Consider the following 25,314-nt stretch of genomic DNA (forward strand, 5'->3'; position numbering starts at 1 on the left):
AGGGCCCGCGGTAGCGTCGACCGGGTGAAGCCGAGCGCACCTCGATCCGTCCTGACCCTCCTCGGCGCGGCGGCGGCGCTGCTCGCGATCGCGCTGCCGGCGGCGCCGGCCGCGGCCGTGCGCGCGGACGTCGACGACTTCCGCTTCTCGGGCTACGACGCCGAGCTGGAGCTCGAGCGGCTGCCCGACGGGCGCGCGCAGCTCACGACGACCGCCCGCTACACGGCCGAGTTCCCCGAGATCGATCAGAACCGCGGCATCCGGGTCCTCATCCCCGAGCGCTACCAGGGGCGGCCGACCTCGCTCCGCGTCGTCGCCGTCGAGGACGGCGAGGGTCGCCCGCGCGACTTCGAGGAGGATGACGACGACGACATCCGCAGCGTGACGATCCGCGGCGAGGACTACGTCCACGGCACGCAGGAGTACGTCGTGACGACGGTGCAGGAGGACGTGCTGCTCGAGGTGCCGGACGAGGGGCGGCAGGAGCTGTACTGGGATCTCAACGGCGACGGCTGGGCGCAGCCCTTCGACCGGGTGCGCGCGACGGTGACGCTGCCCGAAGGGGTGCCCGTGGAGGCCGTCCGCTGCTACCGCGGGAACGCGGCGGCGAGCGCCGAGTGCGCGGCGGAGACGGAGGAGCTCGACGACGGGCGCACGCTCGTCCGCGTCGACGAGGCGGAGCTCGGGCCGGGAGAGACGGCGACGATCGCGATCGGGATGCCGGAGGGCTCCTTCGCGCAGCGCGACGCGAGTCCCTTCGCGTCCCCGCTCGGCGTCCTCCAGCTCGTCGCGGGCGCGCTCGCGCTCCTCGGTGCGGGGCTGGCGCTCCGGGCGCGCCTGGGGCCGCTCCGGGACGCCCCGGGCCGCCCCGTCGTCGTCGCCGAGTACGCGCCGCCGCGCGGGCTCTCGCCCTTCCGTGCCGCGCTGTTCCTCGGCAAGGGCTCGAAGGCGCCGACCGCGCTGCTGCTCGGTCTCGCGGTCGCCGGCGTCCTCCGCCTCGTCGAGGTGACCGGCGGGCGGAAGCCGTCCTACCGCGCGGAGATCCTGGGCGGGGCCGTGCCCGCGGGCTGGGAGGAGGACACGCGGGCGGTGCTCGGCGGCGACCCCCGACCGGGCGAGTCGCTCGACCTCGGCGATCGCTCGGGCGCCTTCGCGAAGCGCGTCGGCAGGCTCATGACGACGCAGTCGGGCGTCCCGCGCGAGGCCGGCTGGCGCCGGTCCTACCCCGCGGGCGGCGTCGTCGCGTCGCTCGGGTCGGCCGTGCTCGGCGGCATCCTCAGCTTCGTCCTCGGCGCGATCCTCCTCGACGAGCTCCGCGGCGCGCCGCACGTGGTCGCCCTCATGATCGCGGGTCCGCTGCTGCTCGTCGGCGCCGGCGTCCTGGTCGCGAAGACGCCGCTGAGCGCGGAGGGGGCCGAGCTGCGCGACCACCTGCGCGGGCTCGAGCTCTACATCCGCATGGCGGAGCAGGACCGCATCCGCGTGCTCCAGAGCCCGGAGGGCGCCGAGCGCCGTCCGATCGCAGCCGAGGACCGCGCCCGGGTGCTGCACCTGCACGAGGCCCTGCTGCCCTACGCGGTGCTCTTCGGGCAGGAGCGGCGCTGGGCCGAGGTGCTCGGCGAGCACTACGGCGAGGCGCCGCCGTCCTGGTACCACGGCACGGGCCCGTTCCACGCGGCGGCCTTCGCCTCCGGCGTGGGCTCGCTGTCCTCGAGCGTCACCTCGAGCGTCGCCGCGACGATCTCCGCGAGCTCGTCGAGCGGCGGCTCCTCCGGCGGCGGATCGGCGGGCGGGGGAGGCGGCGGCGGCGGTGGCGGCGGCGTCTGAGCGACGGCGCGGCACGACAGCCGTAGGCTGGGGCCGATGAGCAGCACGAACCGCTACGGCGAGCCCGCCCTCCGCCGACTCGCCCTCGCCCCGAGCATCCTCGCGGCGATCGTGCTGCTCGTGGGCGTCGCGCTCATCGAGAGCGGCGCGTTCCTCGTGATCCGCTTCGCGGTCGCGATCCTCGCCCTCATCGTCGGCTGGTTCGCCTTCCAGGCCCGCGCCTGGTGGGCGCTGCCGCTGCTCCTCGCCGTCGCGGTGATCTGGAACCCGGTCTACCCGCTGCCCCTCGAGGGCGAGCTGTGGCTCGGCGCCCAGTACCTCGCGATCATCGTGTTCATCGCGGTCGGGGTGCTCGTGCGCTCCCCGAACCCCGACGCCCGGCCCCAGCGGCCGGGGGCGGCGCGTGGCCGCTGAGCCGGTCGCGCCCCGGCGCGGCCTGGCTCGCATCCCGTGGGCGGTGCGCATCCTCGCGCTCGTCGTGCTCGCCGCCCTCGCGGCCTGGCCGCTCGGCGGGTGGGACACGGTCGCGCGGGGCGAGCGCCAGGCGCCCGTGCTCGAGCCGGGCGAGGTCCACGAGTCGGCGCAGTTCGCGAGCTCCGTCGAGCGGGTCGAGCTCTCGCGGCTGCGGCCGGGCACGACGCTCGAGGCCGACTCGGGACGGGCCTACCTCGCGGTCGTCGTGCGCCTCGAGAACCGGCTCGAGCAGACGCAGCCGGGTCGCAGCGACCTCCTCCGGCTCTCCGGGGTGCCGCTCGAGGAGCCCGCGCGCCCCGGCTCGCTCGTGCTCCTCGACGACCCGGGCGCCTTCCCCGAGCTCCAGCCCGGCATCCCGGCCCGTCTCGCCTACGTGTGGGAGATCGCCGAGGGGGATGCGGCGGCCGGCGACGAGGTCGAGGTGGCGATCATCGACCGCGACCGCGCCCGCTCGCAGGTGGGCGCGGGCGAGATCTGGCTGAACCCGCGCGTGGGCGCGCGCGTGCCGCTCGAGATCGAGGCGACGGGATGAGCGGCGGATCGCTCGGCCGCCGCACCGCCCCGCTCGGCATCGCCCTCCTGCTCGCGGCCGGTGCCGTGTTCGCGACGGCGACGACGCCCGATGACGTCGCCCTCACCTCGACCTTCGCGAGCGGCGCCGCGCCGGGCGAGATCGGCGAGGGGCGCACCTTCGCGGTCCGCCTCGACGGCGTCCGGGTCGCGGATGCCGTCGCCGGCCCGCTGTGGACGGGCGAGACCTCGGGCGCCTGGGTCGTCGCCGAGGTGACGGCCGAGGCCCGCGCGAACCCGGGCGGCGTGACGGGCGCGCTCCTGCTCGGCGACCTCCGCTTCCAGGCCTCGCCGCGGCCGCCGGGCCTGTCGATCGCGAGCAGCCCGCTCCAGCCCGGACTGCCGGAGTCGGGCGCCCTCGTCTTCGAGGTGCCGCTCGAGGCGCTCGAGGCGCACGGCGCCGGCGCGCGGATCGCGGTCTCGGGCCGCTCGGATCCCCGGCTCGACTCGAGCATCGAGATCCCGGTCGATCTCTCCGCCGTCGACCGCGAGCGCCGGGTCGAGCTCGCCGAGCCCGAGCGGAGCGGCTGGTGATGGGGTGGCTGCGCGAGCAGCGGCTGCCCTTCGCGCTCGTCGGCGTGCTCGGCGCGGCCGCGGTGGCGCTGACGCTCGCGATCGACTGGGTGCCGTACCGCGAGTCCCAGCCGGTCGACGTCGCGCGCGTCGCGGCAGGCGACCGTGGTGCGCTCGGCGGTGCCGGATTCCGCGTCCTCGAGGTGAGCCGGATCGCGGGGTCGAGCGCGGCGGGCGCCGAGCTCGAGGTCGCGGAGGACGCCGTGCTCCTCGTCGCGCGCCTCGAGGTCGAGCCGGGCGACGCCGCCGAGCGCGGCGTCCTGCCCTGCACGCTCAAGCTCGTCGAGCCGGGCGGCGGCGTCGAGACGCGCTGGGCGACCGCGTCCTTCGACTCGACGAGCTATCGCCCGCCGGAGGGCGTCGAGAGCTTCTGCCCGAGCGGGAGCGCCGCGCCCTTCGAGCTGGACGCCGTGTTCGTCCTCCCCGCGGACGCGGCGGAGCGCGTCGAGCTGGAGATCAGCGACCTGCAGGAGCTGCCGCGGGCCCTGCGGCTCGAGCTCGCGTCCTGAGCTCCGCCGTCCGGGCGATCGCCGAGAGCGCGCCCGCGACGACCGCGATCTGCAGCGGCGTCACGACGAGCTCGACGAGGAGGCCGACCGTGCCCGCCGTGCCGTTCCACCAGGCGAGGTCGTGGGGGCCGAGGAGGCGCGAGATGCCGAGGTCGAGCCACGCGCCGCCGGCCTGCACGGCGGCGAAGGCGAGCAGGAACACGCCGATCGGCAGGACGCCCGCGCGCCAGGCGAGCGTCGCGACGCGGCGGACCGGCTCCCAGCGCTCGAGGATCTCCTCCGTGGCGATGACGAGGGCGGTCCGCCAGGCGCGGGGGAGCGAGGCGACGCGCTCCCGGAGCCGGGCGATCGTGCGGGGATCGGCCGAGCTGTCGGCGCGCTCGAGCGCACCCGCGAAGACGACGCCCGCGAGCGCGAGCCAGGCGAGCGGGAGGAGGATCGCGTCGCCGAGCACGCCGAGCGCCGGCCCCAGCGCGTCCATCGCCTGGCCGAGCGGACCGCTCGAGTCGCGCAGGGACTCCCAGCCCTCGACGATCGGCGCGAGCATGCGCCTGGTCGCGAGCCACTCCGGGACCCCCGCGAAGAGGGTGCGGAGCACGAGCACCGTGACGAGCACCCACACGGCCTCGAGGTAGACGGCGATGCCGCCCGTCCAGCGCGGCACCCGCGCCTGGACGCGCCGGAGCACGAGCCGGAGCGCGAAGGCGACGACGACCATGCTCACGCTGAGCACGCTGATCCCGACCGAGAGGGGGCCGCGGCCGGGGGAGACGACGTCGTAGTCGATCTGATCGAGCGCGGAGCGGGCGTAGGCGACGATGTCCTCGTCGATGATCGCCCAGGCCGCGTAGATGAGGAAGAAGGGCAGGATCGCATCCAGGACGCCCTCGCCGAGCCGTCGGCCGTCCTCGCGGAGCCGGACCGCGATCCCCGGCCGAGCGCCCGCGGCGGCCCCGTGTGCCGCATCGTCGAGCCGGTCGAGCGCGGGGAGCGCGTCGCGCGCGACCAGGAACATCGCGACGTAGCTCGCCAGGCGGGCGAGGACGGCGAGGGGGAGGACGAGGAGCCCGAAGACGGGCTCGACGTTCGCGAGCTGGCCCGCGAGCCGCAGGAGCAGGATGCGGGCGATCCAGCCCGCCAGGAACCAGGCGAGGAGCGTCGGCCAGCGGAGTGCGAGCGCCGTGATCGTCTCGCGCACGACGTGCGCCGGGAGCCCGCGATCCGACATCCACACGATCCTAGCGACCGTCATCTTCTGGGGTAGACTGGACGCGCAGCCCACCCACCGGTCATCTGGCCGGGTCTGGAACCGCATCCCCGTCTGGCGCAGCCCCCTCTGGAGCCGAGCTGAGTCGAGTGCATGCGGCGGGCGTCCGATCGAGTCGCCGCTCGATGGCACGTCGCGATCGGAGCAGCCGGCCCCATCCCGGAGCCGGACGACCACGGCAGGTCCCACAGGCGGGACCCGAGGAGAACGATGGCCCAGTCCGGGCAGAAGCAGTCCAGCCGGGGCGCGCGCCGCCCCGCGCAGCGCCGCCGCGCGCACGCCGACGAGGGCGGCATCATCCCCGTCCTCGCGCGCACCGTGCGGGCGATCGAGTCCGCCGCCGAGCGCGGCAAGGTGAACGCGAGCGGGCGGCTGCGCTTCCGTGTCGTCGCCGTCCTCGCCCGCGAGGAGCGGGCCCGCATCAAGGGCGATGCCGAGCTCGGCGACGCCCAGCGGACCAAGGAGCTCACCCGGCTCGACGGGATCGCCACGATCATGGCGAAGACGGCCGCGCGCGACAGCTCGCTCATCCAGCTCCTCACGGATGCCGGGCCGCTGTCGGCGCAGGCGCAGGAGATGCGGCGCTCGATGCTCCTCGACGCCGGCACCGAGCTCGCCCCCGAGGACCTCGTCGTCGTGACCGAGGCGCCGCCCTCGCCGGCCGCGCCCGAGCGCCAGGTCGTCCCCGCCTCCGTCCGCCAGTTCCAGCGCTCGAACCCGTTCCTCGCGCCCGACTTCAGCGCGACGCAGCCGGTCGCGGAGACCTCGGGCGAGCTCGCCAGCTGGGAGCTCATCGAGCCGCTCTTCCGCGCCTTCGAGTCGGGCGCCGGCGGCGGCGCCGCGAGCATGGAGCTGCCGGAGGCGCGCTCGCTCGAGGCGCCCGGCGCCCTCCAGCTCATGCGCCACCAGGCGCGCTTCGTGGAGAGCGCCCGCCAGGGCCACCGCACCTACCTGCTCGCCGACGAGCCGGGGCTCGGCAAGACCGCGCAGGCGCTGCTCGCGGCCAGGACGACCGCCTCGTACCCGCTGCTCGTCGTCGTGCCGAACGTCGTGAAGACGAACTGGGCCCGCGAGGTCGAGAAGTGGACGCCCGACCGCACGGCGACCGTCGTGCACGGCGACGGCGACGACCTCGACGCCTTCGCCGATGTCGTCATCGTCAACTACGAGATCCTCGACCGGCACACCGCCTGGCTCGCCCAGCGCGGATTCAAGGGGATGATCGTCGACGAGGCGCACTTCATCAAGAACAAGGACTCGCAGCGCAGCCGCAACGTCCAGTCGCTCTCGAGGAGCATCCGCTCGAGGCGCCCGGGCGCGCTCATGATCGCGCTGACGGGCACCCCGCTGATCAACCAGATCGAGGACTTCCGGATGATCTGGCAGTTCCTCGGCTGGATCGACGAGAAGCAGCCGACGGCGCAGCTCATGGCCCGCCTCGAGGAGACCGAGCTCACGCCCGTCGACCCCGGCTTCTTCGCCGCGGCGCGGGGCGCGGTGGTCGGCATGGGCATCGTGCGCCGGAAGAAGGTGGATGTCGCGGCCGACATCCCCGCGCGCCGCATCGCCGACATCCCCGTCGAGCTCGAGGGGGAGGCCGGCCGGTCCATCCGCGAGGCCGAGCGCGCGCTCATCGCGCGGCTCGTCGACCGCTACCGCCGCGTGCTCGCCTCGCGGCCCGAGGCGGCCCCCGAGGACGTCATCCGCGTCGTCGCGCACGCCGAGCTGGAGGAGTCGAAGCAGTCCTCTGCGGGCGACAACGTCTTCGCGATGGTGCGCCGGATCGGGCAGGCGAAGGCCGTGCCCGCCGCCGACTACACCGTCAACCTCGCCCGCAACGTGGGCAAGGTGGTGTTCTTCGCGAAGCACATCGACGTCATGGATCAGGCCGAGGCGCATCTCGCCGCGGCCGGGCTCCGGACGATCTCGATCCGCGGCGAGCAGAGCTCGAAGGCCCGCCAGGCCGCGATCGACGCCTTCCAGACCGACCCGGACGTCGCGGTCGCCGTCTGCTCGCTCACGGCGGCGGGCGTCGGCGTCAACCTCCAGGCGGCATCCAACGTCGTCCTCGCGGAGCTGAGCTGGACGGATGCGGAGCAGACGCAGGCGATCGACCGGGTGCACCGCATCGGCCAGGAGCTCCCCGTGACCGCCTGGCGCATCGTCGCGGCGCAGACGGTCGACGCGCGCATCGCCGACCTCATCGGCTCGAAGGCGGGCCTCGCGGCCCGCGCGCTCGACGGCGAGGAGGTCGACGAGGCCGCGGCGGGCTCCGTCCAGCTCGAGGCCCTCATGTCGATCCTGCGGGAGGCGCTCGCGTGAGCCGCGCGGAGCTCGCGGGCGAGGATCCGCGGGCCCGGATCGCGGCGCGCGAGGATGTCGCCGAGCTCGGCGGACGGCTCGCGCTGCTCGACGGGCGCACGACACCGGGCGAGGCGCTCGCGGAGGATCTGGGCGCCATCCGCGCGGCGCTCGACGCGCGCGACATCGGCTACCTGCTCATCCGCGGCGAGCGGGGGCGCACCGTGCTCGCGGTCGACCGCGAGCGTCGCGAGGAGCTCGCCGACGCCCTCGCGGCGGGCTTCGCGCGCGAGCCGATGACCGTGCGGCGCGCCGGGCAGAGCCGTGCGCACGCGCGGCTGGCCGCGGAGGGGCGCCTGCCGAAGGGCGAGATCCTCCGGCTCGACCGGTTCCGCACCGCGCCCGGCTCGGCCGTGCTCCGGACGACGATCCCGGTGTTCGTCGAGCTCTGGCGCTTCGAGGAGGAGGAGATCCTCGCGCCGCGCGAGAACGCCATCACCCGGCGCACCCTGCCGCGCCGCGAGGCGGTGCTCGACGAGGTGGTCCGCCACGGTCGGACCTGGCCGACCCTCGCCGGCATGTTCGCCGACCACGCCTCGGATGTCACCTTCCCGATCGACCTCGTCTTCTCCTGGGTCGACGGCACCGATCCCGAGTTCCAGCGCCAGCGGGCGAGGCGGATGCGGTCCCACGTCGTCGGGGAGGGGGACGACTCGGAGGCGCGCTTCCGGCAGATCGACGAGCTCAAGTACGCGCTCCGCAGCGTCGAGGCCTTCGCGCCGTGGATCCGGCAGATCTTCATCGCGACGGACTCGCCGCGCCCCGCCTGGCTCGCCGAGCATCCCCGCGTCCGGCTCGTCCGCAGCGAGGAGATGTTCCGCGACCCGAGCGTGCTGCCGACGCACAACTCGCACGCCGTCGAGAGCCAGCTCCACCACATCGAGGGCCTGAGCGAGCACTTCCTGTACTCCAACGACGACATGTTCTTCGGCCGGCCGGTCGCACCCGAGCTGTTCTTCTCGCCGGGCGGCATCTCGAAGTTCGTGGAGGCGACGACCCGCATCGGACTCGGCGAGAACGCGCCGGAGCGCAGCGGCTTCGAGAACGCGGCGCGCGTCAACCGGGCGATCCTCGCGGAGCGCTTCGGGGCGACCATCACGCGGCATCTCGAGCACTGCGCGGCGCCGCTGCGGCGCAGCGTCATGGCCGAGATGGAGCGCGAGCTCCCCGAGGACTTCGCGCGCACCGCCGCGAGCCGCTTCCGCTCGAGCACCGACATCTCCGTCACGAACTCGCTGTACCACTACTACGCACTGCTCACGGGTCGGGCGGTCGAGCAGACGAGCGCGCGGGTGCTGTATGTCGAGACCACGCTCGAGCGCTCGCTCGAGCAGATGCGCCGGCTCCAGCGGGAGCGACGGGTCGACATGTTCTGCCTCAACGACGGCTCGCGCCCCGAGATCGGCGTCGAGGAGCGCACGGCGGCCGTGATCGGCTTCCTCGAGGCCTACTTCCCCGTCCCGGCGCCCTGGGAGCGGCCCGCCTGATCGCGTCCAGGCCGCGCCCGACCCCCGAGCGGGGGCCATGCGGACCCCCCTCGGGGGGTGACCCGGAGTGGGGGGCGCGTGGGGTGCGGGTGCATCGTTATCGTCGGGAGCGCACTAGTTGGGGGACTAGCGGCGGCGGTGGTTCTCGCTGAGATCCGTCGGCATACGGGGGTATCCGACCTCGCGAGCCACCGCCGCCAGTGCACCACTTGCGGGGGGAATCGCAGGCAGGGGCCGGCCATCGCGCCGGCCCTCTTGCCGTTCGCGGACCGGGTGCTCGCGAGCCGCGACGATCGCCGCGATCCCGCCGACCTCGGCGGTTCCCACGCGACAGCACCCTCCCACCAGGCGAGCGCCCGCATCCAGCCAGTCCGTCACGAGCCGGTCCGGGAAGCCGGGCGCGCCGATCCACTGCCGGTTCTTCGCATCCCACTGCTCGCCGCTGTTCGGGTACGCCACGAAGGCGAGCCCGGTCGCCCGCGCCGCCTCGATCGCGGGCAGGACCTCGGCCGGATCGCAGCAGTTGACCCCGATCGCGACGACCTCCGGCACCGAGGCCGCGATCGCGTAGGCCTCGGCGAGGGGCTCGCCGGTCCGCAGCGCGCCGCGATCCGCCGTCACGCTGATCCAGGTCGCCGCGCCCGTGCCGCGGACCGCCTCCGCGATCGCCCGGACCTCGTCGAGCGAGGGGATGGTCTCGGCCGCGAGGAGGTCGGCGCCGGCCGCGGCGAGCACCTCGACGCGGGCCCGGTGCCAGTCGCGGAGCGCCGCGCCGCGGATCGGATAGTCGCCGCGGTATTCGCTGCCGTCGGCGAGCATCGCGCCGTAGGGGCCGAGCGATGCCGCGACGAGCCCCCCGCCGTGCGCATCGCGCGCCTCCCGGGCGAGGCGGACGCTCGCCGCGAGGACGGCATCCGCGGCGCCGCGGTTGAGGCCGCGAGCCGAGAGCCCCTCGGCGCTCACCTGATAGGAGGCCGAGATCGCGATCTCCGCGCCCGCGGCGAGGAAGTCGGCGTGCGCCTCGCGGACGGCCTCGGGCCGCTCGAGCAGGAGCCGTGCCGACCACAGCTCGGAGCCGAGGTCGTGGCCTCGCGATTCGAGGAGCGTTCCGAGGCCGCCGTCGAGCACGCGCACGCGCTCGAGGAGCTGCGCACGGGTGACCTGCATCGCGCCAGCGTAGGGCGCGGCCGCGGGCGCGCGGAGCCAGGTGTCGTCGTGTGACGCACCGGGGCCGAGTCAGTCGACGCGCGCCCGCAGGGCGGCGTTGATGCGCGCCGTCAGCTCGGCATCGACCGGGATCGCGGCGCCGTCCACGGCGCGGAGGGGCGCGGCGTGGCGCACGCTCGAGACGAGCCAGGCGGCGTCGGCCTCGGCGAGGTCCGCCTGGCGCAGGATCGCCTGCTCCGTCTCGTAGCCCTCGCGCTCCGCCCAGCGGAAGATGTCGGCCTGCGTCGTGCCCGCGAGGATGCCGAGGTCGACACGCGGCGTCGAGAGGCGCCGGCCGCGCCGGATCACGAGGTTGCTGACCGGACCCTCGAGCAGCACCCCGTCGGTCGAGACGAAGAGGGCGTCGTCGGCGCCACGGCGGGCGGCCTCGCGCACCGCGGCGCGGTTGACGGCGTAGCTCAGCGTCTTCGCGCCCGCGAGCAGCCAGGGGGAGGTCGCGGCGACGTCGTGCGGGAGGCCCCGGTCGAGGAGCGCCACGGCCAGCCCGTCGCGGTGCACCGCGGAGAAGTCGGGGCTCGCCTGCCCGAGCGCCCAGCCGGTCGGGATGTCGCCGCCCTCGATGCCGCGCGTCAGCACGATCTTGACGAAGGCCTCCGGGAGCTCCGCGAGCCGGGCCGCGATCGCGGTGCAGGCGTCGCGCCAGGCGCCCGGATCGGGCGCGGGGAGATCGAGCATCGCGGCGGACCGGGCGAAGCGCGCGAGGTGCGGCTCGAGCGCCTGGAGGCGGCCGCGGCCGATGCTGATGGTCTCGAAGACGCCGTCCCCCCGGGTGGCGGCGAGATCGGCGACCGTGAGCTGCGGCGCGTCCGGATCGGCGAGGCGGTGACCGAGCGTCCGCGGGCCCTCGGGCGAGGCCGCGAAGTCGAGGATCGCGAGCACGCTCGCGCTCATGCGCTGCGCCGTTCGCCGCCGAGTCGCCCGATGAGCTGCCAGACCGTCACGGTGAGCTCCGGGTAGGCGAGCGCGATCTGGCGGAGGATGCGGTAGTCGACCTCGGGACCGGGGCGCGTGCCGCCCATCTCGCCGATCGTCTCGGCGCGGAGCGTCAGCACGACGAGCTCGTCGACGCTCGGCAGCTCCTCCATGAAGTCCCAGGGGTCCTGACCGTCGAGGCAGCGCTCGAGGACGACCGTGGCGCGCTCGTCGCCCGCCTCGGCGCGGAGCACCTCGAGGCTCGCGCGTCGGCGGTGGTCGCCGCCTGCCGCATCCCGTGAAGCCATGCATCGAGCCTAAGCCTCGACGGCGGGGCGGCGCGCGGTGTGCCCCGGACTGGCGGCGGCGGTTCCCCGGCCGGACTTGGTAGCCTCGGGCTCGCATCCCGTCCATCCCGACTCGCGGAGTGAAGCTCATGCCCGACAGCCCCCTGTCGGCGAGCCCGTACGAGATCCTCCGGGTCCCGCGCACCGCCTCGGACGAGGACCTGCGCCGCGCGTACCGGATCCGGCAGCGCGAGACGCACCCCGACACGGGCGGCTCGGCGGGGGAGTTCGATCAGGTGCAGCGCGCCTGGGAGCTGCTCGGCACGCCGGAGGCCCGGCGCGCCTTCGACGCCGGCCGTCCCGCCGCGGCCGAGCAGGCGAGCTGGGCGCCCGCCCCGCCGCGCGCCCGGCGCGACTCCCGCCCCCAGGCGCGTGCGAGCGGCCATCCCGGCGGCTGGTACCGCGAGCGCTACCTCGAGCAGATGCGCGAGTGGATGGGCCGCGGCACGCCCCTCGACGACCCCTACGATCCCGCGCTCGTGCGCTCGGCACCGCGCGAGATCAGGCACCTGCTCGCGGCGGCCGTCGCCGAGGAGGAGTCGGCCAGGCGGATGGCGGGGCTCGGCATCGGCTTCACCATCTGGCACGACGTCGCGACCGCGCCCGGCAAGCTCGACCACGTCGTGCTCGGGCCGACCGGACTCTGGGCGGTGCAGAGCGAGGACTGGGGCGAGGAGGTCGCCCTGAGACGCGGCGAGGTGATCGGCCGCGGCCTGCAGGGCGAGCGCCCCTTCCACGAGCTCTCGGCGATGGCGCGCTCGCTCGGCCGGGAGGCGCGCGCGAAGTTCAGCGCCCTCCTCCTCGTCGTGCCCGACGATCACGCGCCCACGCCGCTCGAGCGCGTCGGCTCCCTGCGGGGGAGCGCGACCGTCCTCGTCGAGCGCTCGCGCATGGCGCACCTGCTCCGGCAGGGGCTGCCGGACGTGGGGGTCGGCGGCACCGATCTCTTCGAGCTGCGGACGCGGATCCAGGGCGCCGTCCGCTTCGTCTGAGGCTCAGCGCGAGGAGTTCGCGCCGCGACCGCGGACGATGCCGACGAGCGTCTGCACGAGCCGCTCGCGGTCCTCGGGGAGTCCGCGGCGCCAGACGAGCGCGATCCGCGTCTCGGGCGCGTCCGTCACCGGCCGTGCGACGAGCGCGCGCCGGCTCGCGGCGCGGAACACCGACTGCGGCATCCGCGCGAGGCCGACGTTCGCCTCGACGAGGTCGAGCGCGGCCCCGTCCTGGCCGTCGAGGATCGTCTCGTCCTCGAGCTCGCGCTCGGTGACGGACTCGACGACCTTGATCGCGTGATCCCGAGGCGCCACGACGACCGGCACCTCCGACCAGAGGCTCACGACGTGGAGCCCGTCGTCGTCCACGGGGAGACGCGCGAAGCAGACCTCGACGGGCTCGGGGGATGCCGGGTCGAGTCGCGCGAGGACCTCGCCCTCGGCGACGTCGACGGCCTCGATGCGCGCCCCGCGCCGCTGCTGGTCCCAGACGCGAAGCCACTTCGCGGGCGAGACGCCGGGCACGGCGCCGACGATGAGGGGTGCGGCCACCGCCCCAGGCTAGCGGGAGGCGGCGCACCCCAGGAGGGAGGGCTAGCCTGGGCAGGTGACAGAGCAGACCATGAAGCCGGCGACCGCGGCGAAGAAGCTCGGCATCCTCCTGCAGGCGGCGCCCGAGGACTTCCAGGCGTCGACGGTGAGCCGCTCCGAGCTCGCCGCGCTCCAGGACTCGCCGCCCGAGTGGCTCGAGACGCTCCGACGCGAGGGACCGCACCCGCGGCAGGTCGTCGCCGCGAAGCTCGGCGTCTCGACCTCGGGTCTCGCCCGCGCCGGGGTCGTGGAGGCGCTCACGAGCGCCGAGATCAAGGCGCTCCTCGAGCAGAAGCCCGAGTGGCTCGTCGCGGAGCGCGCGACGCAGGCCCGCGTCCGCGACGAGAAGGCCGAGCTCAGCAACCGCGCCCGCGAGGCGCGCGCCGAGCGCTGAGCCCGCGCCGTCGAGCGGGATCGCGCCGGATGCGCTTGCATGGTGGCATGAGCTCCGTGATCCCCGACGCCTACCGCCACCTGCTCGACGAGCCGATCTACGCCGCCCTCGGCACGATCCGGCCCGACGACACCGTCCAGGTGAACCCCATGTGGTTCGAGTTCGACGGCGAGCACCTGCGCTTCACGCACACGACGACGCGCGGCAAGTTCCGCAACCTCCAGCACAACCCCTCGATGAGCGTCTCCCTCATCGACCCGGCGAACCCGCTCCGCTACCTCGAGGTGCGGGGCCGCCTCGTCGAGGTCGTGCCGGATCCCGAGGGCGATTTCTACGTCCATCTCGCGCACCGCTACGGCATCGCCGACCAGCCCGCGCCGCCGGACCGCGCCGACCGCGTCATCCTCGTCATGAGCGTCGAGGCGACGACGAAGCAGTAGCGGCCGGCACGCCGGCTCAGCCTCCCGCGTGGAGCCCGAGCCGGTCGAGGATCCAGGCGATCTCGAAGGCGCGCTTGCGCCAGGAGTCGTAGCGGCCGGAGACCCCGCCGTGGCCGGCCGCCATGTCGCAGCGCAGCAGCGCGGGCGCGCCGTGCTCGCGCAGCCGCGCCACCCACTTCGCGGGCTCGACGTAGAGCACCCGCGTGTCGTTGAGGCTCGTGACGGCGAGGATGGGGGGATACGCGCGGTCGGCGACGTTCTCGTAGGGCGAGTACGACTTCATGAGCGCGTAGATCTCGGGGTCCGCGAGCGGATTGCCCCACTCGTCCCACTCGATCACGGTGAGCGGGAGCTCGGGGTCGAGGATGCTCGTGAGCGGATCCACGAAGGGCACGACCGCGAGGATGCCGCTGAACAGCTCGGGCGCGAGGTTCGCGACCGCGCCGACGAGGAGGCCGCCGGCGCTCCCGCCCTCCGCGACGAGGCGGTCGGGCGCGGTCCAGCCGGTGTCGACAAGGTGCCGTGCACAGGCGGCGAAATCGGTGAAGGTGTTCCGCTTCGCGCCCGTCTTCCCCTGCTCGTACCAGTGGCGTCCGAGCTCGCCGCCGCCGCGCACGTGGGCCACGGCGAAGACGACGCCGCGCTCGAGGAGGCTCAGCCTCGGGATCGAGAAGCCGGGGTCGATCGAGGTCTCGTACGAGCCGTAGCCGTAGAGGTGCACGGGCGTGGGGCGCTCGGGCGCCCCGTCGCCCGCGCCGACGAGGTCGTCGCGGTAGACGAGCGAGATCGGGATGCGCGTCCCGTCATCGGCACGCGCCCAGACGCGGCGCTGGGTGTATCGCGCGGGGTCGTAGCCGCCGAGCACCGGCTGCGTCTTGAGCACGGTCCGCTCGCCGGTCGCGAGGTCGAGGGAGAGCACCGAGGAGGGCGTCGTGAAGGATCCGTAGCCGAGCCGGAGGGAGGGCGCATCCCACTCGGGGTTCGCGCCGAGGCCGGCGGAGAAGAGCTCCTCCTCGAAGCGGAGCTCCTCGAAGGCGGGTGCGGACCCGGAGTCGGGGATGCGCGCCACGGCGACGCGCGGGAGCGCCTCGCGCCGGTACTCGAGCGCGAGGTGCCCGGCGAAGGCCTCGACGGACTCGATGCGACGTCCTCGCTCGTGGGGGACGAGCACGGTGCGCGCGCCGCGCGGCGCCTCGGCGTCGACCATCGCGAGCTCGAAGTCCTCGGCCGCCTCGTTGTGCACGATGAGGAGCCGATCCCGGCCGTCGAGGACGGCGTGCTCGACGTCGTACTCGACGCCCTCGCGGCGCGGCCAGACGACCGCGGGGTCACCCGTCGGCTCGGCGGCGTCGATGAGGTGCACCTCGCTCGTGATCTTCGATCCGAGCTCGACGACGATGTACCGGCGGCTTCGGGTGAGCCCGGCGCCCACCCAGTAGCGCTCGTCGTCCTCGCGGAGCACCACGGCATCCTCGCCCGTGCTGCCGAGCTCGTGCCGCCACACGGTGTCGGGGCGCCACGCGGCGTCGACGGTCGTGTAGAAGGCGTGCCGTCCGCTCGGGTCGAAGAACGCGCCGCCCGCGGTGCCGGCGACCTCGTCGGGGAGCGTCTCGCCCGTCTCGAGGTCGCGGAAGCGGAGCAGGTAGCGCTCGTCGCCCTCCGTGTCGACCGCCCACAGCAGGAGCCATCCGTCGGGGGAGACGTCGAAGCTGCCGAGCCCGAAGTACTCGTGGCCGGCGGCCTCGGCGTTGCCGTCGAGCAGCACCTGCTCGCCCTCGGGCGCGGAGCCGTCCTCGGGCAGGGCGGGCGGCGTCCAGTCCGCTGCGCGGTCGCCCGTGTCGGCCGCGGCGACCCGCGCCCGGATGCCGTACTGCGCGCCCTCGATCGTGCGGCGGTAGTACCACCAGCCGCCCTCGCGGACGGGCACGCTGAGGTCGCTCTCCTTCGTGCGCCTGCGGATCTCCTCGAAGACGAGCTCCTCGAGGATGTCGAGGTGGGAGGTGAGGGCCGCCGTGTGCGCGTTCTCGGCCTCGAGGTGCGCGCGCACCGCCGGGTCGTCCTTCGCGCGCAGCCACTCGTAGTCGTCGAGCACGAGATCGCCGTGGTGCTCGCGGCGGGTCGGGCGGCGCTCGGCGCGCGGCGGGTGGAGCGGGGGAGCGGCCTCGGTCATGCTCCGAGGCTAGTCGCGCGCGGGTGGCGTGCTCCCGCATGGCGGTGCGCTCGAGATCCGAGGCGCCCCGAGCACGATGCCCGAAGCGGGAACAGACGCGCCGTCCGATGCGTTCGCATCGATGTGACGCGCATCGGCTTCCTCTCCTTCGGCCACTACCAGGACGTGCCGGGCTCGGTCGTCAGGACCGCCCGCGACTCGCTCCAGCAGTCCATCGAGCTCGCGGTCGCGGCCGAGGAGCTCGGCGTCGACGGCGCGTACTTCCGGGTCCACCACTTCGCGCCGCAGCTCGCCTCCCCGTTCCCGATCCTCGCCGCGATCGCGGCGAGGACCGAGCGGATCGAGATCGGCACCGGCGTCATCGACCTCCGCTACGAGAACCCGCTGTACATGGCCGAGGAGGCCGCGGCGGCCGATCTCATCAGCGATCGTGGCGCGGGCGGCCGCCTGCAGCTCGGCGTGAGCCGGGGCTCGCCCGAGCACGCCGTCGACGGCTCGCACGCCTTCGGCTACGTGCCCGCCGAGGGGCGCACGGAGGCGGACGACGCGCGCATGAAAGCCGAGATCCTCCGTGCCGCGCTCGGGGGCGCGCCGCTCGTCGCGGCGAACCCGCAGATGGCCGGCCACGCCGGCGGGCTCGCGATCGAGCCGCGCTCTGACGGACTCGCCGATCGGATCTGGTGGGGCGCGGGGACGCGCGCGACCGCCGTGTGGACGGCCGAGCAGGGCATGAACCTCATGAGCTCGACCCTCCTCACGGAGGACACCGGCGTCCCCTTCGACGAGCTCCAGGCGGAGCAGATCGAGATGTACCGGAGCACGTGGCGCGCGCGGGGGCACGAGCGCGAGCCGCGCGTCTCGGTGAGCCGCAGCATCATCCCGATCATCGACGACGAGACGCGGCGCTACTTCGGGGTCCGCGCGCAGGTCGAGGGCCGCGACCAGGTCGGCCACCTCGACGGCGGCCTCGCCCGCTTCGGCCGCTCCTACATCGGCGAGCCCGATGCGATCGCGGCGGAGCTCGCGCGGGACGCCGCGGTGCTCGCCGCCGACACCCTGCTCGTGACGGTGCCGAACCAGCTCGGCGTCGAGTTCAACGCGCGCATCCTCGGCTCGATCGTGCGGGAGGTGAAGCCGGTGATCGAGGCGGTCGCCCGCAGCTGAGACGCCCGGGCCCGCCCGCGATCGGCGCCTCGGCGGCCCGGGTCGACCGCCGGCTCTGGCGCCCCGGGCGGCGGCCGACGGATCGAGGGGCCGGGAGGTGGGAGGCGCACAAACCATCGTGCTGCTCGGGCGCCGCTCGAACGCGATGTGGCCTAGGCTGCGCGAATGAGCGAAGTACGGCTGGCCGGTCAACTGGTCTGCAAGAACGCCGACGAGTCCGCTCCGGTCCGTCGATACCTGCCGGCACACATCGAGCTCACCGAGGCAGAACCCGGGTGCATCTCGTTCGAGGTGACGCCGACCGAGGATCCGCTGATCTGGATCGTCACCGAGCGCTTCGCTCACGCTGACGCCTTCACAGCACATCAGGCCCGTGTCGCCGGAAGCGAATGGGGGCGGATGACGGCTGGGATCGCGCGTGATTACACCGTCTCCGGGTTGACCGACTGACCGCGTTCGCCGACCGGATGCCGGCCTCCACGACGCCGCCTGGGGACCGTGGAGAGGAAACTATCGGTCCGGGCCCGCCGGGTCGACCGCGGGCTCAGGCGCCCCGGGCGGGGGCGGCTCGGACGGCGGTCTGGGGGAGGGCTCCGGGGGCGTCGTGCCGGGGCCGGGCGGCGCCTCCGGCGGATCGAGGGGCCCGGGCGTCGGGAGGCTCATGCGTCCGCCTGCCGCTCGGGCGCGAGATCATCGGCCTCAGGATCGTCCGGGACGGGGTTCCCCGGCATCGCGGTGCCCGCCGCGGCCTCGGTGAAGGCCGGGTTGTCGAGCGCCGCCGCGGTGTCGGCGCGGTCCGCGAGCTCGCCGGAGCGCAGCTCCTCGTCTCGCGTCCGGTCGCTCATGCGCCGCCGCCGGTCTGGATCGCCTCGTCGACGTCGTCGCGGGGCGGCCCCTCGGGGAGCACGGCGCCCGCATCGTCGGGCGCATCCCCGCCGAGGACGGGGTCGTGCTCGAGGTCCTCCTCGACGGGGGCGATCTCCTCCGCCTCGGCCAGTGCGGGATCGGGGTTCGGGCGGTCCATGTCGGCTCCACTTCGTCGATTGTCCGTGACCTCCAGGAGACGCCTCGACGCCTCCCGGAGCAAGGGGCCCGCGCGAGGTGCCAGCCCGCGCACAGGCGGCGTGCACGCGGCATCCGGCGAGCGGAACACCGCCGCGGCTAGCGTGGGCTGATGAGCGCATCGCCGTCGTCCACCGTCACCGCGATCACCGGCGGCTACGTCGTCCCCGTCGCCGGCCCCGCGATCGAGGGCGGCACGGTCCTCGTCGAGCGCGGCACGATCACCGCCGTCGGATCCCGCGAGCAGGTCGCCGTCCCGGACGGCGCTCGGATCGTGGACGCCGCGGGCCGCTGGGTGCTGCCCGGCTTCATCGAGGCGCACGGCCACGTCGGCATCCACGAGGAGGGCGTGGGCGTCGAGGGCAACGACACGAACGAGATGACCGGGCCGAACATGGCGGGCGTGCGCGCCATCGACGCGATCGACATCGACGACGAGGGATTCCGGGACGCGCTGCGCGGCGGCATCACGAGCGTGGTCGTGAAGCCGGGTTCCGGCAACCCGATCGGCGGGCGCACGCTCGCGATGAAGACCTGGGGCGGGCGCACGATCGACGAGCAGGTGATCTCGGATGCCGTGAGCGTCAAGTCCGCACTCGGCGAGAACCCGAAGCGCGTCTACGGCGCCAAGGCGCAGACGCCCTCCACCCGGCTCGGCGTCGCCCTCGTCATCCGCCAGGCTTTCGAGGAGGCCCGGCACTACGCGGCGAGCCGCGCCGAGGCGGCGCTCGAGTCGAAGCCCTTCAAGCGCGACCTCGCGCTCGAGACCCTCGCCGCGGTCCTCGACGGCGAGCTCATCTGGGACCAGCACGTGCACCGCCACGACGACATCGCGACCGCGATCCGGCTCGCCGACGAGTTCGGCTACCGCCTCGTGATCAATCACGGGACCGAGGGCAACAAGGTGGCCGATGTGCTCGCCGAGCGCGACATCCCGGTCATCTTCGGGCCGATGTTCACCGCGCGCGCGAAGGTCGAGCTCAAGGACCGCGCGATCGCGAACCTCGCGGCGCTGGCCCGCGCCGGGGTGCGCGTCGCGATCACGACCGACCACCCGGTCGTCCCGATCGACTTCCTCGTGCACCAGGCCTCCCTCGCGGTGAAGGAGGGGCTGCCCCGCCAGGTCGCCCTCGAGGCGCTCACCGTCAACCCGGCGGCCATCCTCGGGCTCGACGGCCGCGTCGGCGCGCTGGCGCCCGGGCTCGACGCGGACCTCGTCATCTGGTCGGGCGACCCCCTCGACGTGGGATCGCGGGCCGAGCTCGTGCTCGTCGGCGGCCGCGAGGTCTATCGATGGGATGCGGCGGCGGGGCTCGGCCGGGTCGTCGAGCGCGCCGAGCGCTTCGCCTGAGCGAGGCCCCCGGCGCGCCGGCGTCGCGGGATGCGCCGGCTCAGGTGAGCCGCTCGTCCTCGGTGCCGCGCCAGCGCGCGAGCGCCGACATGAGGTGGTAGACGACGAGCGCCGCGACCGTGCCCAGGATGATGCCCGTGAAGGTCATCCCGCCGCCGGAGACGGTGAAGTCGGCGATCGCCATGATGAGCGCCACGCCCGCGGTGAGCTGGTTCTTCGGCTTCGAGAAGTCGACCCGGTTCTCGACCCAGATGCGCACGCCGATGATGCCGATGAGGCCGTAGAGCGCCGTCGTGACGCCGCCGAGCACGCCCTCGGGGATCGCGAAGATGAGCGCGCCGACCTTCGGCGAGAGCGCGAGCAGGATGGCGACGATGCCGGCGACCCAGTACGCCGCGGTCGAGAAGACGCGGGTGGCCGACATGACGCCGATGTTCTCGCCGTAGGTCGTCGTGGGGGAGCCGCCGCCGAGGCCGGCGATCGTGGAGGCGAGCCCGTCGGCGAAGAGCGCGCGGCCGGTGAGCGGCGAGAGGTCGCGGTCGATGAGCTGCCCGACGCCCTTGATGTGCCCGACGTTCTCGGCGACGAGCGCGAGCACGACCGGGAGGAACATGAGGTAGATCGTGAGGTGCTGCGGCGAGAACTCCGGGAGGGTGAAGACGGGGAGGCCGAGCAGGGGCGCCTCGTTGAACGCGCCGAGGTCGAACTCGCCCGCGATCGCGGCGGCGATCGTGCCGACGACGACGCCGATGATGATCGAGAGGCGGCCGAGCAGCCCCTTGAACAGCACCGCGGAGAGGATGATCGCGAGGAGCGTGATCGTCGCGATGAGCGGCGAGGCCTCGAAGTTGGTCTTCGCGGCGGGCGCGAGGTTGAAGCCGATGAGTGCGACGATCGCGCCGCTCACGACGGGCGGCATGAGGACGTCGATCCAGCGGGTGCCGACCCGGTGGACGATCGCGCCGACGATCATGAGCAGCACGCCGACGACGATGACGCCGGCGAGCGCCGCCCCCTGACCGGCGGCCGCCGTCGCCGCGCCGATGGGCGCGAGGAACGCGAAGGAGGAGCCGAGGTAGCTGGGGAGGCGGTTGCGGGTGATGAGCAGGAACAGCAGCGTGCCGAGCCCCGAGAAGAGCAGCGTCGCCGAGGGGTCGAAGCCGGTGATGCGCGGCACGAGGAACGTGGCCCCGAACATGGCGATGACGTGCTGCGCGCCGAATCCGACGGTGCGCGGCCAGCTGAGGCGCTCCTCGGGCTGGACGATCTCGGATGCGCCGACCTCTCGGCCGTCGCCGTGCAGCTTCCAGGGCAGGGCCATGTCGCTCCTCGTGCTCGGGGGATGCGGCCGGTGGGCCCGCGCCCACGAGCGTAGCGTCGCCCGCGTTTCCGGCGTGTCACACGAGGGCGGCATAGCCTGGAGCCGTGCACCTCCCCGATCACCGCAGCATCCCCGTCGACGACACCTCGCGCCGCGCGCTCGCGGACCGCGGGCTCGACTACCGCCTCGTCGACACCGCGGACCACGCCGACTTCGACCCCTGGCTCCAGGCCGAGGTCCGCGGCTTCCTCGGCGGCGAGGAGGCGGCCGACCGGCTCGAGGCGCTCCGCGGCTCGATGGGGTCGCGGCGCACCGTCGGCGTGTACGACCGCTCGGGTGCGGAGCCCGGCATCCCGATCGCGACGCTGAGCTCGTGGGCGGAGGAGCTCACCATCCCCGGACGCCGGGTCGTGCCGGCCTGGGCGATCAGCTCCGTGACGGTCGCGCCGACGCATCGGCGACGCGGCATCGCCCGGGCGCTGCTCGAGGGCGAGCTGCGTGTCGCCGCGGCCGCGGGCCTGCCGCTCGCGATGCTCACCGTCTCGGAGGCCTCGATCTACGGCCGCTACGGCTTCGCGCCGGCGGCGTTCGCGACCGAGTGGCGGATCGACGCGCGTCGCGCCGGCTGGATCGGCCCCGAGCCCGCCGGCCGCGTCGACCTCGTGAGCCGCGAGCGCTTCCGCGAGGAGGCGCCCGTGCTGCACGACCGCGTCCGGGTCGCCCGTCCCGGCGAGATCCGGCCCTGGCCGGGCCTCTGGGAGCGGATGGCGGGGCTCCAGAAGGGCGGCGAGGAGGAGGGCCGCAAGCTCCGCGCGATCCGCTGCGCCGACGAGCACGGCGTGACGCAGGGACTCGCGATCTACCGCATCGCCGGCGGCGAGGAGGACTTCTCGAACCACGAGCTGCATCTGAGCTACCTGCTGTCGGCGACGGCCGACGCCGAGGCGGCGCTCTGGCGCTTCGTGCTCTCGCACGATCTGGTCGGCACCGTGACCGCGCCCCTGCGCTCCGTCGACGAGCCGCTGCGCTGGTGGCTCGCCGACCAGCGCGCGGCGAAGGTGACGGTCCGCGACCACCAGTGGCTCCGCATCCTCGATCCCGCGGCGCTCGGCCTGCCGTCCGATCTCGACCTCGAGCGCCCCGGGCGGGCCCTCGCCGACTGGCTCGCGAGCGGCGAGGAGACGCCTCACCTCAGCGTCTGGTACTAGCCGGGATGCGCGGGGGCGGCCGTCGGCACGACCGCCCCCGCGAGGGCTCACTCGCCCTTGACGTTCACCACCTGCCGCAGGCGGTGGACGATCTCGACGAGACCCTCGGCGTCGGACATGACCTGGTCGATGTCCTTGTACGCCGCGGGGATCTCGTCGAGGAACGCCTCCGAGTCGCGGAACTCGATTCCCGTCATCGCCTCGCGCAGCTCCGCGTGCGTGAAGCGCCGCCTCGCCGCGGACCGCGAGAAGCGCCGCCCCGCACCGTGCGGCGAGGAGTGGAGCGACATCGGGTGGCCAAGACCGCGCACCACGTAGGAGGCCGTGCCCATCGAGCCCGGGATCAGCCCCATCTCACCCGGGCGCGCGGAGATCGCGCCCTTCCGCGAGAGCCACACGTCCTTCCCGAAGTGCCGCTCGAGTTGCGTGAAGTTGTGGTGGCAGTTGATCCGCTCGTGCTCGACGACGGGCTCGCCTATCCACCCGGCGAGCTGCTGGACGAGACGGTCCATCATCTCCTCCCGGTTGAGCAGCGCGTAGCGCTGCGCCCACCGGAGCTCGGCGATGTAGCGGTCGAACTCGGCGGTTCCGGCGACGAGGTAGGCGAGGTCCCGGTCGGGGAGCTGGATCCACCAGCGCTCCATGAGGTCGCGCGCGACCTGGATGTGGTGGCCGGCGATCCGGTTCCCGACTCCGCGGCTCCCGGAGTGCAGGAACAGCCAGACCGAGTCCGCCTCGTCGAGGCTGACCTCGATGAAGTGGTTCCCGCTTCCGAGCGATCCGAGCTGGCGGCGCCAGTCGGCCATGTGCTCGGACGGGTCGAAGCCGGCCTCCTCGGCGAGCGACTCCAGCTCGGCGATCCTCGGCGCCGCGGTGTCCACGATCTTCGCGTTCTTCCCACCCGCTGACAGCGGGATGGCGCGCTCGATCCGCTGACGGAGCACGCTGAGCGGCGCGACGCCGGCACGGGCGTCGAGGTCGCCCGCCGTGAACTGCGTGCGGACCGCGATCATGCCGCACCCGATGTCGACGCCGACGGCGGCGGGCATGACGGCGTCGAGCGTGGGGATGACGGATCCCACGGTCGCCCCTCGGCCGAGGTGCGCGTCGGGCATGAGCGCGAGATGCGGGAAGATGAAGGGCATGGCGGAGGCGAGGCGCGCCTGCTCCTCCGTGTTCGGCTCGAGGATGCTCGCCCAGCTGACGAGCCGGTCGGTGATGTGCTTCATGGTCCTTTCGATTCTGTGGAGACGGATGGACGCCCGGTCGTCCGGTCGCGTCCCGGTCTGCAGATCGAGAGGTGAGGACGTCCGAGCGGCGATGCTCGGACGTCGGGTGACGTGCGAGCTAGTCGCGCTGCAGGAGGGTGCCGGGGGCGCGCGTCGCGCTCCGCTCGGGTGCGGCGTCACCCGATCGGCGGTCGTGCTCGAGATGCTCGCGCATGACGCGACCCCTCCTCTCCTGCGTGTCCATGCGCCGGACGCCGGCGCAGCCTTGCGACGCTAGCGACCGCCCCGCGTCGATGTCAAGCTTTCATCGCATTCCGGTCGTCGTCGCCTCGGGTCTAGGCTCGACGGGTGACGGACACGAAGGATCGCGGCACCGGCTTCCGCGCACGGATCGACCACTGGTTCCACATCTCCGAGCGCGGCTCGACCGTCTCGCGCGAGGTGCGCGGCGGCTTCGTGAGCTTCTTCGCGATGGCCTACATCGTGATCCTCAACCCGCTCATCATCGGCGGATTCTCGGCCGAGCAGGCGGCGGTCGACGTCGTCGGCGGATGGCTGCCGAACGCGCAGGTCGCCGCCGCGACCGGGCTCACCGCCGGCGTCATGACGATCCTGTTCGGGATCGTCGCCCGCCTGCCCTTCGCCCTGGCCGCCGGTCTGGGCATGAACAGCTTCCTCGCCGTGAACGTCGTCGGGCAGGTGACCTGGCCCGAGGCCATGGGGCTCGTCGTCGTCAACGGCGTCATCATCGTGCTCCTCGCGGCGACGGGCCTGCGGAAGATGATCTTCGACGCGGTGCCGCTGGAGCTCAAGATCGCGATCACGGTGGGCATCGGCATGTTCATCGCCTTCATCGGCCTCGTCGACTCCGGCTTCGTGCGCAGCTCCGGCGCGAGCTCGCCGCCCGTCCAGCTGGGCGAGGCGGGCTCGATCGCGACGGTGCCGACGGCCGTGTTCCTGGTCGGCCTCGTGCTCATGGGCGTCCTCATGGCGCGGAAGGTGAAGGGCGCGCTCCTCATCGGCATCCTCGGCACGACGGTGCTCGCGATCATCGCGGAGGCCGTCTTCCGGCTCGGCTCGAGCGTCGAGAGCCCGGGCGGCTGGAGCCTCAACGTCCCCACGCTCCCCGCCTCCCTCGTCTCGCTGCCCGACTTCTCGCTCGTGGGGCAGTTCGATCCCTTCGGCGCCTTCGCGCGCATCGGGCCGCTGGCGGCGTCGATGCTCGTCTTCACGCTGCTCTTCCTGAACTTCTTCGACGCCATGGGCACCATGACGGGTCTCGCGAAGGGCGCCGAGCTGGCGGACGAGAAGGGCGACTTCCCGCGCCTGCGCTCGGCGCTCATCGTGGAGGGCGTCGGCGCGATCGCGGGCGGCGCGAGCTCGACCTCGAGCAACACCGTGTTCGTCGACTCGGCCGCCGGCATCGGCGAGGGGGCGCGCACGGGACTCGCGAGCGTCGTGACGGGCGCGCTGTTCCTCGTCGCCGTCTTCCTCACGCCGCTGACGCAGGTCGTCCCGCTCGAGGTGGCCGCCGCCGCGCTCGTCGTCGTCGGGACGCTCATGGTCGCGCAGATCCGCGAGCTGGAGTGGACGGACTTCTCGAGCGCGCTCCCGGTCTTCCTCACGATCATCGTCATGCCGCTGACCTACTCGATCGCGAACGGCATCGGGGTCGGCTTCCTCAGCTGGGTCCTCATCCGCGGCCTCAGCGGTCGGGCCCGCGAGATCTCCCCGCTGCTCTGGATCGTCGCGGCCGGCTTCGTGCTGTTCTTCGTGCGCGGTCCGATCGAGCAGCTCCTCGGCGGCTGAGCCGGCCGGCGGCGTCGTGCCCGGGCGCC

General features: G+C 73.9%; 25 protein-coding genes. 15 read left to right on the forward strand and 10 right to left on the reverse strand.

Annotation, left to right across the window (positions count from 1 at the left end):
- Positions 1-24: 24 nt before the first annotated feature.
- Genes OF852_RS01825 through OF852_RS01845 form a run of 5 tightly spaced genes read left to right on the forward strand, consistent with a single transcriptional unit; the run spans position 25 to position 3,953 of the window.
- Positions 25-1,827, forward strand: coding sequence for a DUF2207 family protein (locus OF852_RS01825; RefSeq protein ID WP_271120111.1), 1,803 nt, complete (start codon positions 25-27; stop codon positions 1,825-1,827).
- 36 nt (positions 1,828-1,863) lie between these two features.
- Entirely contained in the window at positions 1,864-2,241 is a 378-nt protein-coding gene (locus OF852_RS01830; protein ID WP_271120112.1) for a DUF6804 family protein, read from the forward strand.
- A complete protein-coding gene (locus tag OF852_RS01835; RefSeq protein WP_271120113.1) occupies positions 2,231-2,833 on the forward strand; it encodes a hypothetical protein in 603 nt (200 codons plus the stop codon). The genes OF852_RS01830 and OF852_RS01835 overlap by 11 nt, the downstream gene beginning before the upstream one ends.
- Positions 2,830-3,405 (forward strand): hypothetical protein, encoded by a 576-nt coding sequence (locus OF852_RS01840; protein WP_271120114.1) that lies wholly within the window; start codon positions 2,830-2,832, stop codon positions 3,403-3,405. The genes OF852_RS01835 and OF852_RS01840 overlap by 4 nt, the downstream gene beginning before the upstream one ends.
- Positions 3,402-3,953: a hypothetical protein gene (locus OF852_RS01845; RefSeq protein WP_271120115.1), complete on the forward strand. Its 552-nt coding sequence runs from the start codon at positions 3,402-3,404 to the stop codon at positions 3,951-3,953. The genes OF852_RS01840 and OF852_RS01845 overlap by 4 nt, the downstream gene beginning before the upstream one ends.
- Here OF852_RS01845 and OF852_RS01850 read toward each other — a convergent pair.
- Positions 3,901-5,181, reverse strand: coding sequence for a hypothetical protein (locus OF852_RS01850; protein WP_271120116.1), 1,281 nt, complete (start codon positions 5,179-5,181; stop codon positions 3,901-3,903). The genes OF852_RS01845 and OF852_RS01850 overlap by 53 nt on opposite strands.
- A 249-nt stretch (positions 5,182-5,430) precedes the next feature.
- Between OF852_RS01850 and OF852_RS01855 the strand changes: the two genes are divergently transcribed.
- Positions 5,431-7,542: a DEAD/DEAH box helicase gene (locus tag OF852_RS01855; protein WP_271120117.1), complete on the forward strand. Its 2,112-nt coding sequence runs from the start codon at positions 5,431-5,433 to the stop codon at positions 7,540-7,542.
- Positions 7,539-9,068, forward strand: coding sequence for a stealth family protein (locus OF852_RS01860; protein WP_271120118.1), 1,530 nt, complete (start codon positions 7,539-7,541; stop codon positions 9,066-9,068). The genes OF852_RS01855 and OF852_RS01860 overlap by 4 nt, the downstream gene beginning before the upstream one ends.
- A gap of 126 nt (positions 9,069-9,194) precedes the next feature.
- Here OF852_RS01860 and mmuM read toward each other — a convergent pair whose 3' ends face one another.
- The 3 genes from mmuM to OF852_RS01875 all read right to left on the reverse strand — a co-directional run bounded on the left by mmuM (position 9,195) and on the right by OF852_RS01875 (position 11,515).
- A complete protein-coding gene (mmuM, locus tag OF852_RS01865; RefSeq protein ID WP_271120119.1) occupies positions 9,195-10,235 on the reverse strand; it encodes a homocysteine S-methyltransferase in 1,041 nt (346 codons plus the stop codon).
- A 69-nt stretch (positions 10,236-10,304) separates the two neighbouring features.
- Positions 10,305-11,186: an aminodeoxychorismate lyase gene (locus OF852_RS01870; RefSeq protein ID WP_271120120.1), complete on the reverse strand. Its 882-nt coding sequence runs from the start codon at positions 11,184-11,186 to the stop codon at positions 10,305-10,307.
- Positions 11,183-11,515, reverse strand: a complete 333-nt coding sequence (locus tag OF852_RS01875; RefSeq protein WP_271120121.1) for a tryptophan synthase subunit alpha — start codon at positions 11,513-11,515, stop codon at positions 11,183-11,185. The genes OF852_RS01870 and OF852_RS01875 overlap by 4 nt, the downstream gene beginning before the upstream one ends.
- A gap of 128 nt (positions 11,516-11,643) precedes the next feature.
- Between OF852_RS01875 and OF852_RS01880 the strand changes: the two genes are divergently transcribed.
- A complete protein-coding gene (locus tag OF852_RS01880; RefSeq protein ID WP_271120122.1) occupies positions 11,644-12,546 on the forward strand; it encodes a J domain-containing protein in 903 nt (300 codons plus the stop codon).
- 3 nt (positions 12,547-12,549) lie between these two features.
- On the opposite strand, the gene OF852_RS01885 is transcribed toward OF852_RS01880, so the two are convergent.
- A complete protein-coding gene (locus tag OF852_RS01885) occupies positions 12,550-13,098 on the reverse strand; it encodes a LysR family transcriptional regulator substrate-binding protein (RefSeq protein ID WP_271120123.1) in 549 nt (182 codons plus the stop codon).
- 70 nt (positions 13,099-13,168) lie between these two features.
- On the opposite strand from OF852_RS01885, the gene OF852_RS01890 reads away from it, so the two are divergent.
- Together OF852_RS01890 and OF852_RS01895 are read left to right on the forward strand one after the other, a co-directional pair.
- Complete coding sequence (locus tag OF852_RS01890) at positions 13,169-13,531, forward strand: DUF5997 family protein (RefSeq protein WP_271121093.1); 363 nt, start codon at positions 13,169-13,171, stop codon at positions 13,529-13,531.
- A gap of 47 nt (positions 13,532-13,578) precedes the next feature.
- Positions 13,579-13,971 (forward strand): PPOX class F420-dependent oxidoreductase, encoded by a 393-nt coding sequence (locus tag OF852_RS01895; RefSeq protein WP_271120124.1) that lies wholly within the window; start codon positions 13,579-13,581, stop codon positions 13,969-13,971.
- A gap of 16 nt (positions 13,972-13,987) precedes the next feature.
- Here OF852_RS01895 and OF852_RS01900 read toward each other — a convergent pair whose 3' ends face one another.
- Positions 13,988-16,141 (reverse strand): S9 family peptidase, encoded by a 2,154-nt coding sequence (locus OF852_RS01900; protein WP_271120125.1) that lies wholly within the window; start codon positions 16,139-16,141, stop codon positions 13,988-13,990.
- A 117-nt stretch (positions 16,142-16,258) separates the two neighbouring features.
- Here OF852_RS01900 and OF852_RS01905 point away from each other — a divergent pair, with 117 nt between their 5' ends.
- Both OF852_RS01905 and OF852_RS01910 read left to right on the forward strand, forming a co-directional pair.
- Entirely contained in the window at positions 16,259-17,305 is a 1,047-nt protein-coding gene (locus tag OF852_RS01905; RefSeq protein WP_271121094.1) for an LLM class flavin-dependent oxidoreductase, read from the forward strand.
- A 165-nt stretch (positions 17,306-17,470) separates the two neighbouring features.
- Positions 17,471-17,755 carry a putative quinol monooxygenase gene (locus OF852_RS01910; RefSeq protein WP_271120126.1) on the forward strand — a complete coding sequence of 95 codons (285 nt, stop codon included), beginning with the start codon at positions 17,471-17,473 and terminating at the stop codon, positions 17,753-17,755.
- A 209-nt stretch (positions 17,756-17,964) separates the two neighbouring features.
- Here OF852_RS01910 and OF852_RS01915 read toward each other — a convergent pair whose 3' ends face one another.
- Together OF852_RS01915 and OF852_RS01920 are read right to left on the reverse strand one after the other, a co-directional pair.
- Complete coding sequence (locus OF852_RS01915) at positions 17,965-18,150, reverse strand: hypothetical protein (RefSeq protein ID WP_271120127.1); 186 nt, start codon at positions 18,148-18,150, stop codon at positions 17,965-17,967.
- Entirely contained in the window at positions 18,147-18,329 is a 183-nt protein-coding gene (locus OF852_RS01920) for a hypothetical protein (protein WP_271120128.1), read from the reverse strand. Before OF852_RS01920 ends, OF852_RS01915 begins: the two co-directional genes overlap by 4 nt.
- A 150-nt stretch (positions 18,330-18,479) precedes the next feature.
- Between OF852_RS01920 and OF852_RS01925 the strand changes: the two genes are divergently transcribed.
- On the forward strand, positions 18,480-19,718 hold the full coding sequence (locus OF852_RS01925) for an amidohydrolase (protein WP_271120129.1): 1,239 nt from the start codon (positions 18,480-18,482) through the stop codon (positions 19,716-19,718).
- A 40-nt stretch (positions 19,719-19,758) separates the two neighbouring features.
- Here OF852_RS01925 and OF852_RS01930 read toward each other — a convergent pair whose 3' ends face one another.
- Positions 19,759-21,039 carry a uracil-xanthine permease family protein gene (locus OF852_RS01930; protein WP_271120130.1) on the reverse strand — a complete coding sequence of 427 codons (1,281 nt, stop codon included), beginning with the start codon at positions 21,037-21,039 and terminating at the stop codon, positions 19,759-19,761.
- A gap of 104 nt (positions 21,040-21,143) precedes the next feature.
- Here OF852_RS01930 and OF852_RS01935 point away from each other — a divergent pair, with 104 nt between their 5' ends.
- Positions 21,144-22,247, forward strand: a complete 1,104-nt coding sequence (locus OF852_RS01935) for a GNAT family N-acetyltransferase (protein ID WP_271120131.1) — start codon at positions 21,144-21,146, stop codon at positions 22,245-22,247.
- Between the two features lie 47 nt (positions 22,248-22,294).
- Here the strand turns inward: OF852_RS01935 and OF852_RS01940 are convergent, their stop codons facing one another.
- Positions 22,295-23,476: an RtcB family protein gene (locus OF852_RS01940; RefSeq protein WP_271120132.1), complete on the reverse strand. Its 1,182-nt coding sequence runs from the start codon at positions 23,474-23,476 to the stop codon at positions 22,295-22,297.
- Positions 23,477-23,824: 348 nt separating this feature from the next.
- Here OF852_RS01940 and OF852_RS01945 point away from each other — a divergent pair, with 348 nt between their 5' ends.
- Positions 23,825-25,285 carry an NCS2 family permease gene (locus OF852_RS01945; RefSeq protein WP_271120133.1) on the forward strand — a complete coding sequence of 487 codons (1,461 nt, stop codon included), beginning with the start codon at positions 23,825-23,827 and terminating at the stop codon, positions 25,283-25,285.
- The last annotated feature ends 29 nt before the right edge of the window (positions 25,286-25,314 follow it).

Origin of the sequence: Homoserinibacter sp. YIM 151385 (assembly GCF_027912415.1) — a bacterium.
Classification (GTDB): Bacteria; Actinomycetota; Actinomycetes; order Actinomycetales; family Microbacteriaceae; genus Schumannella.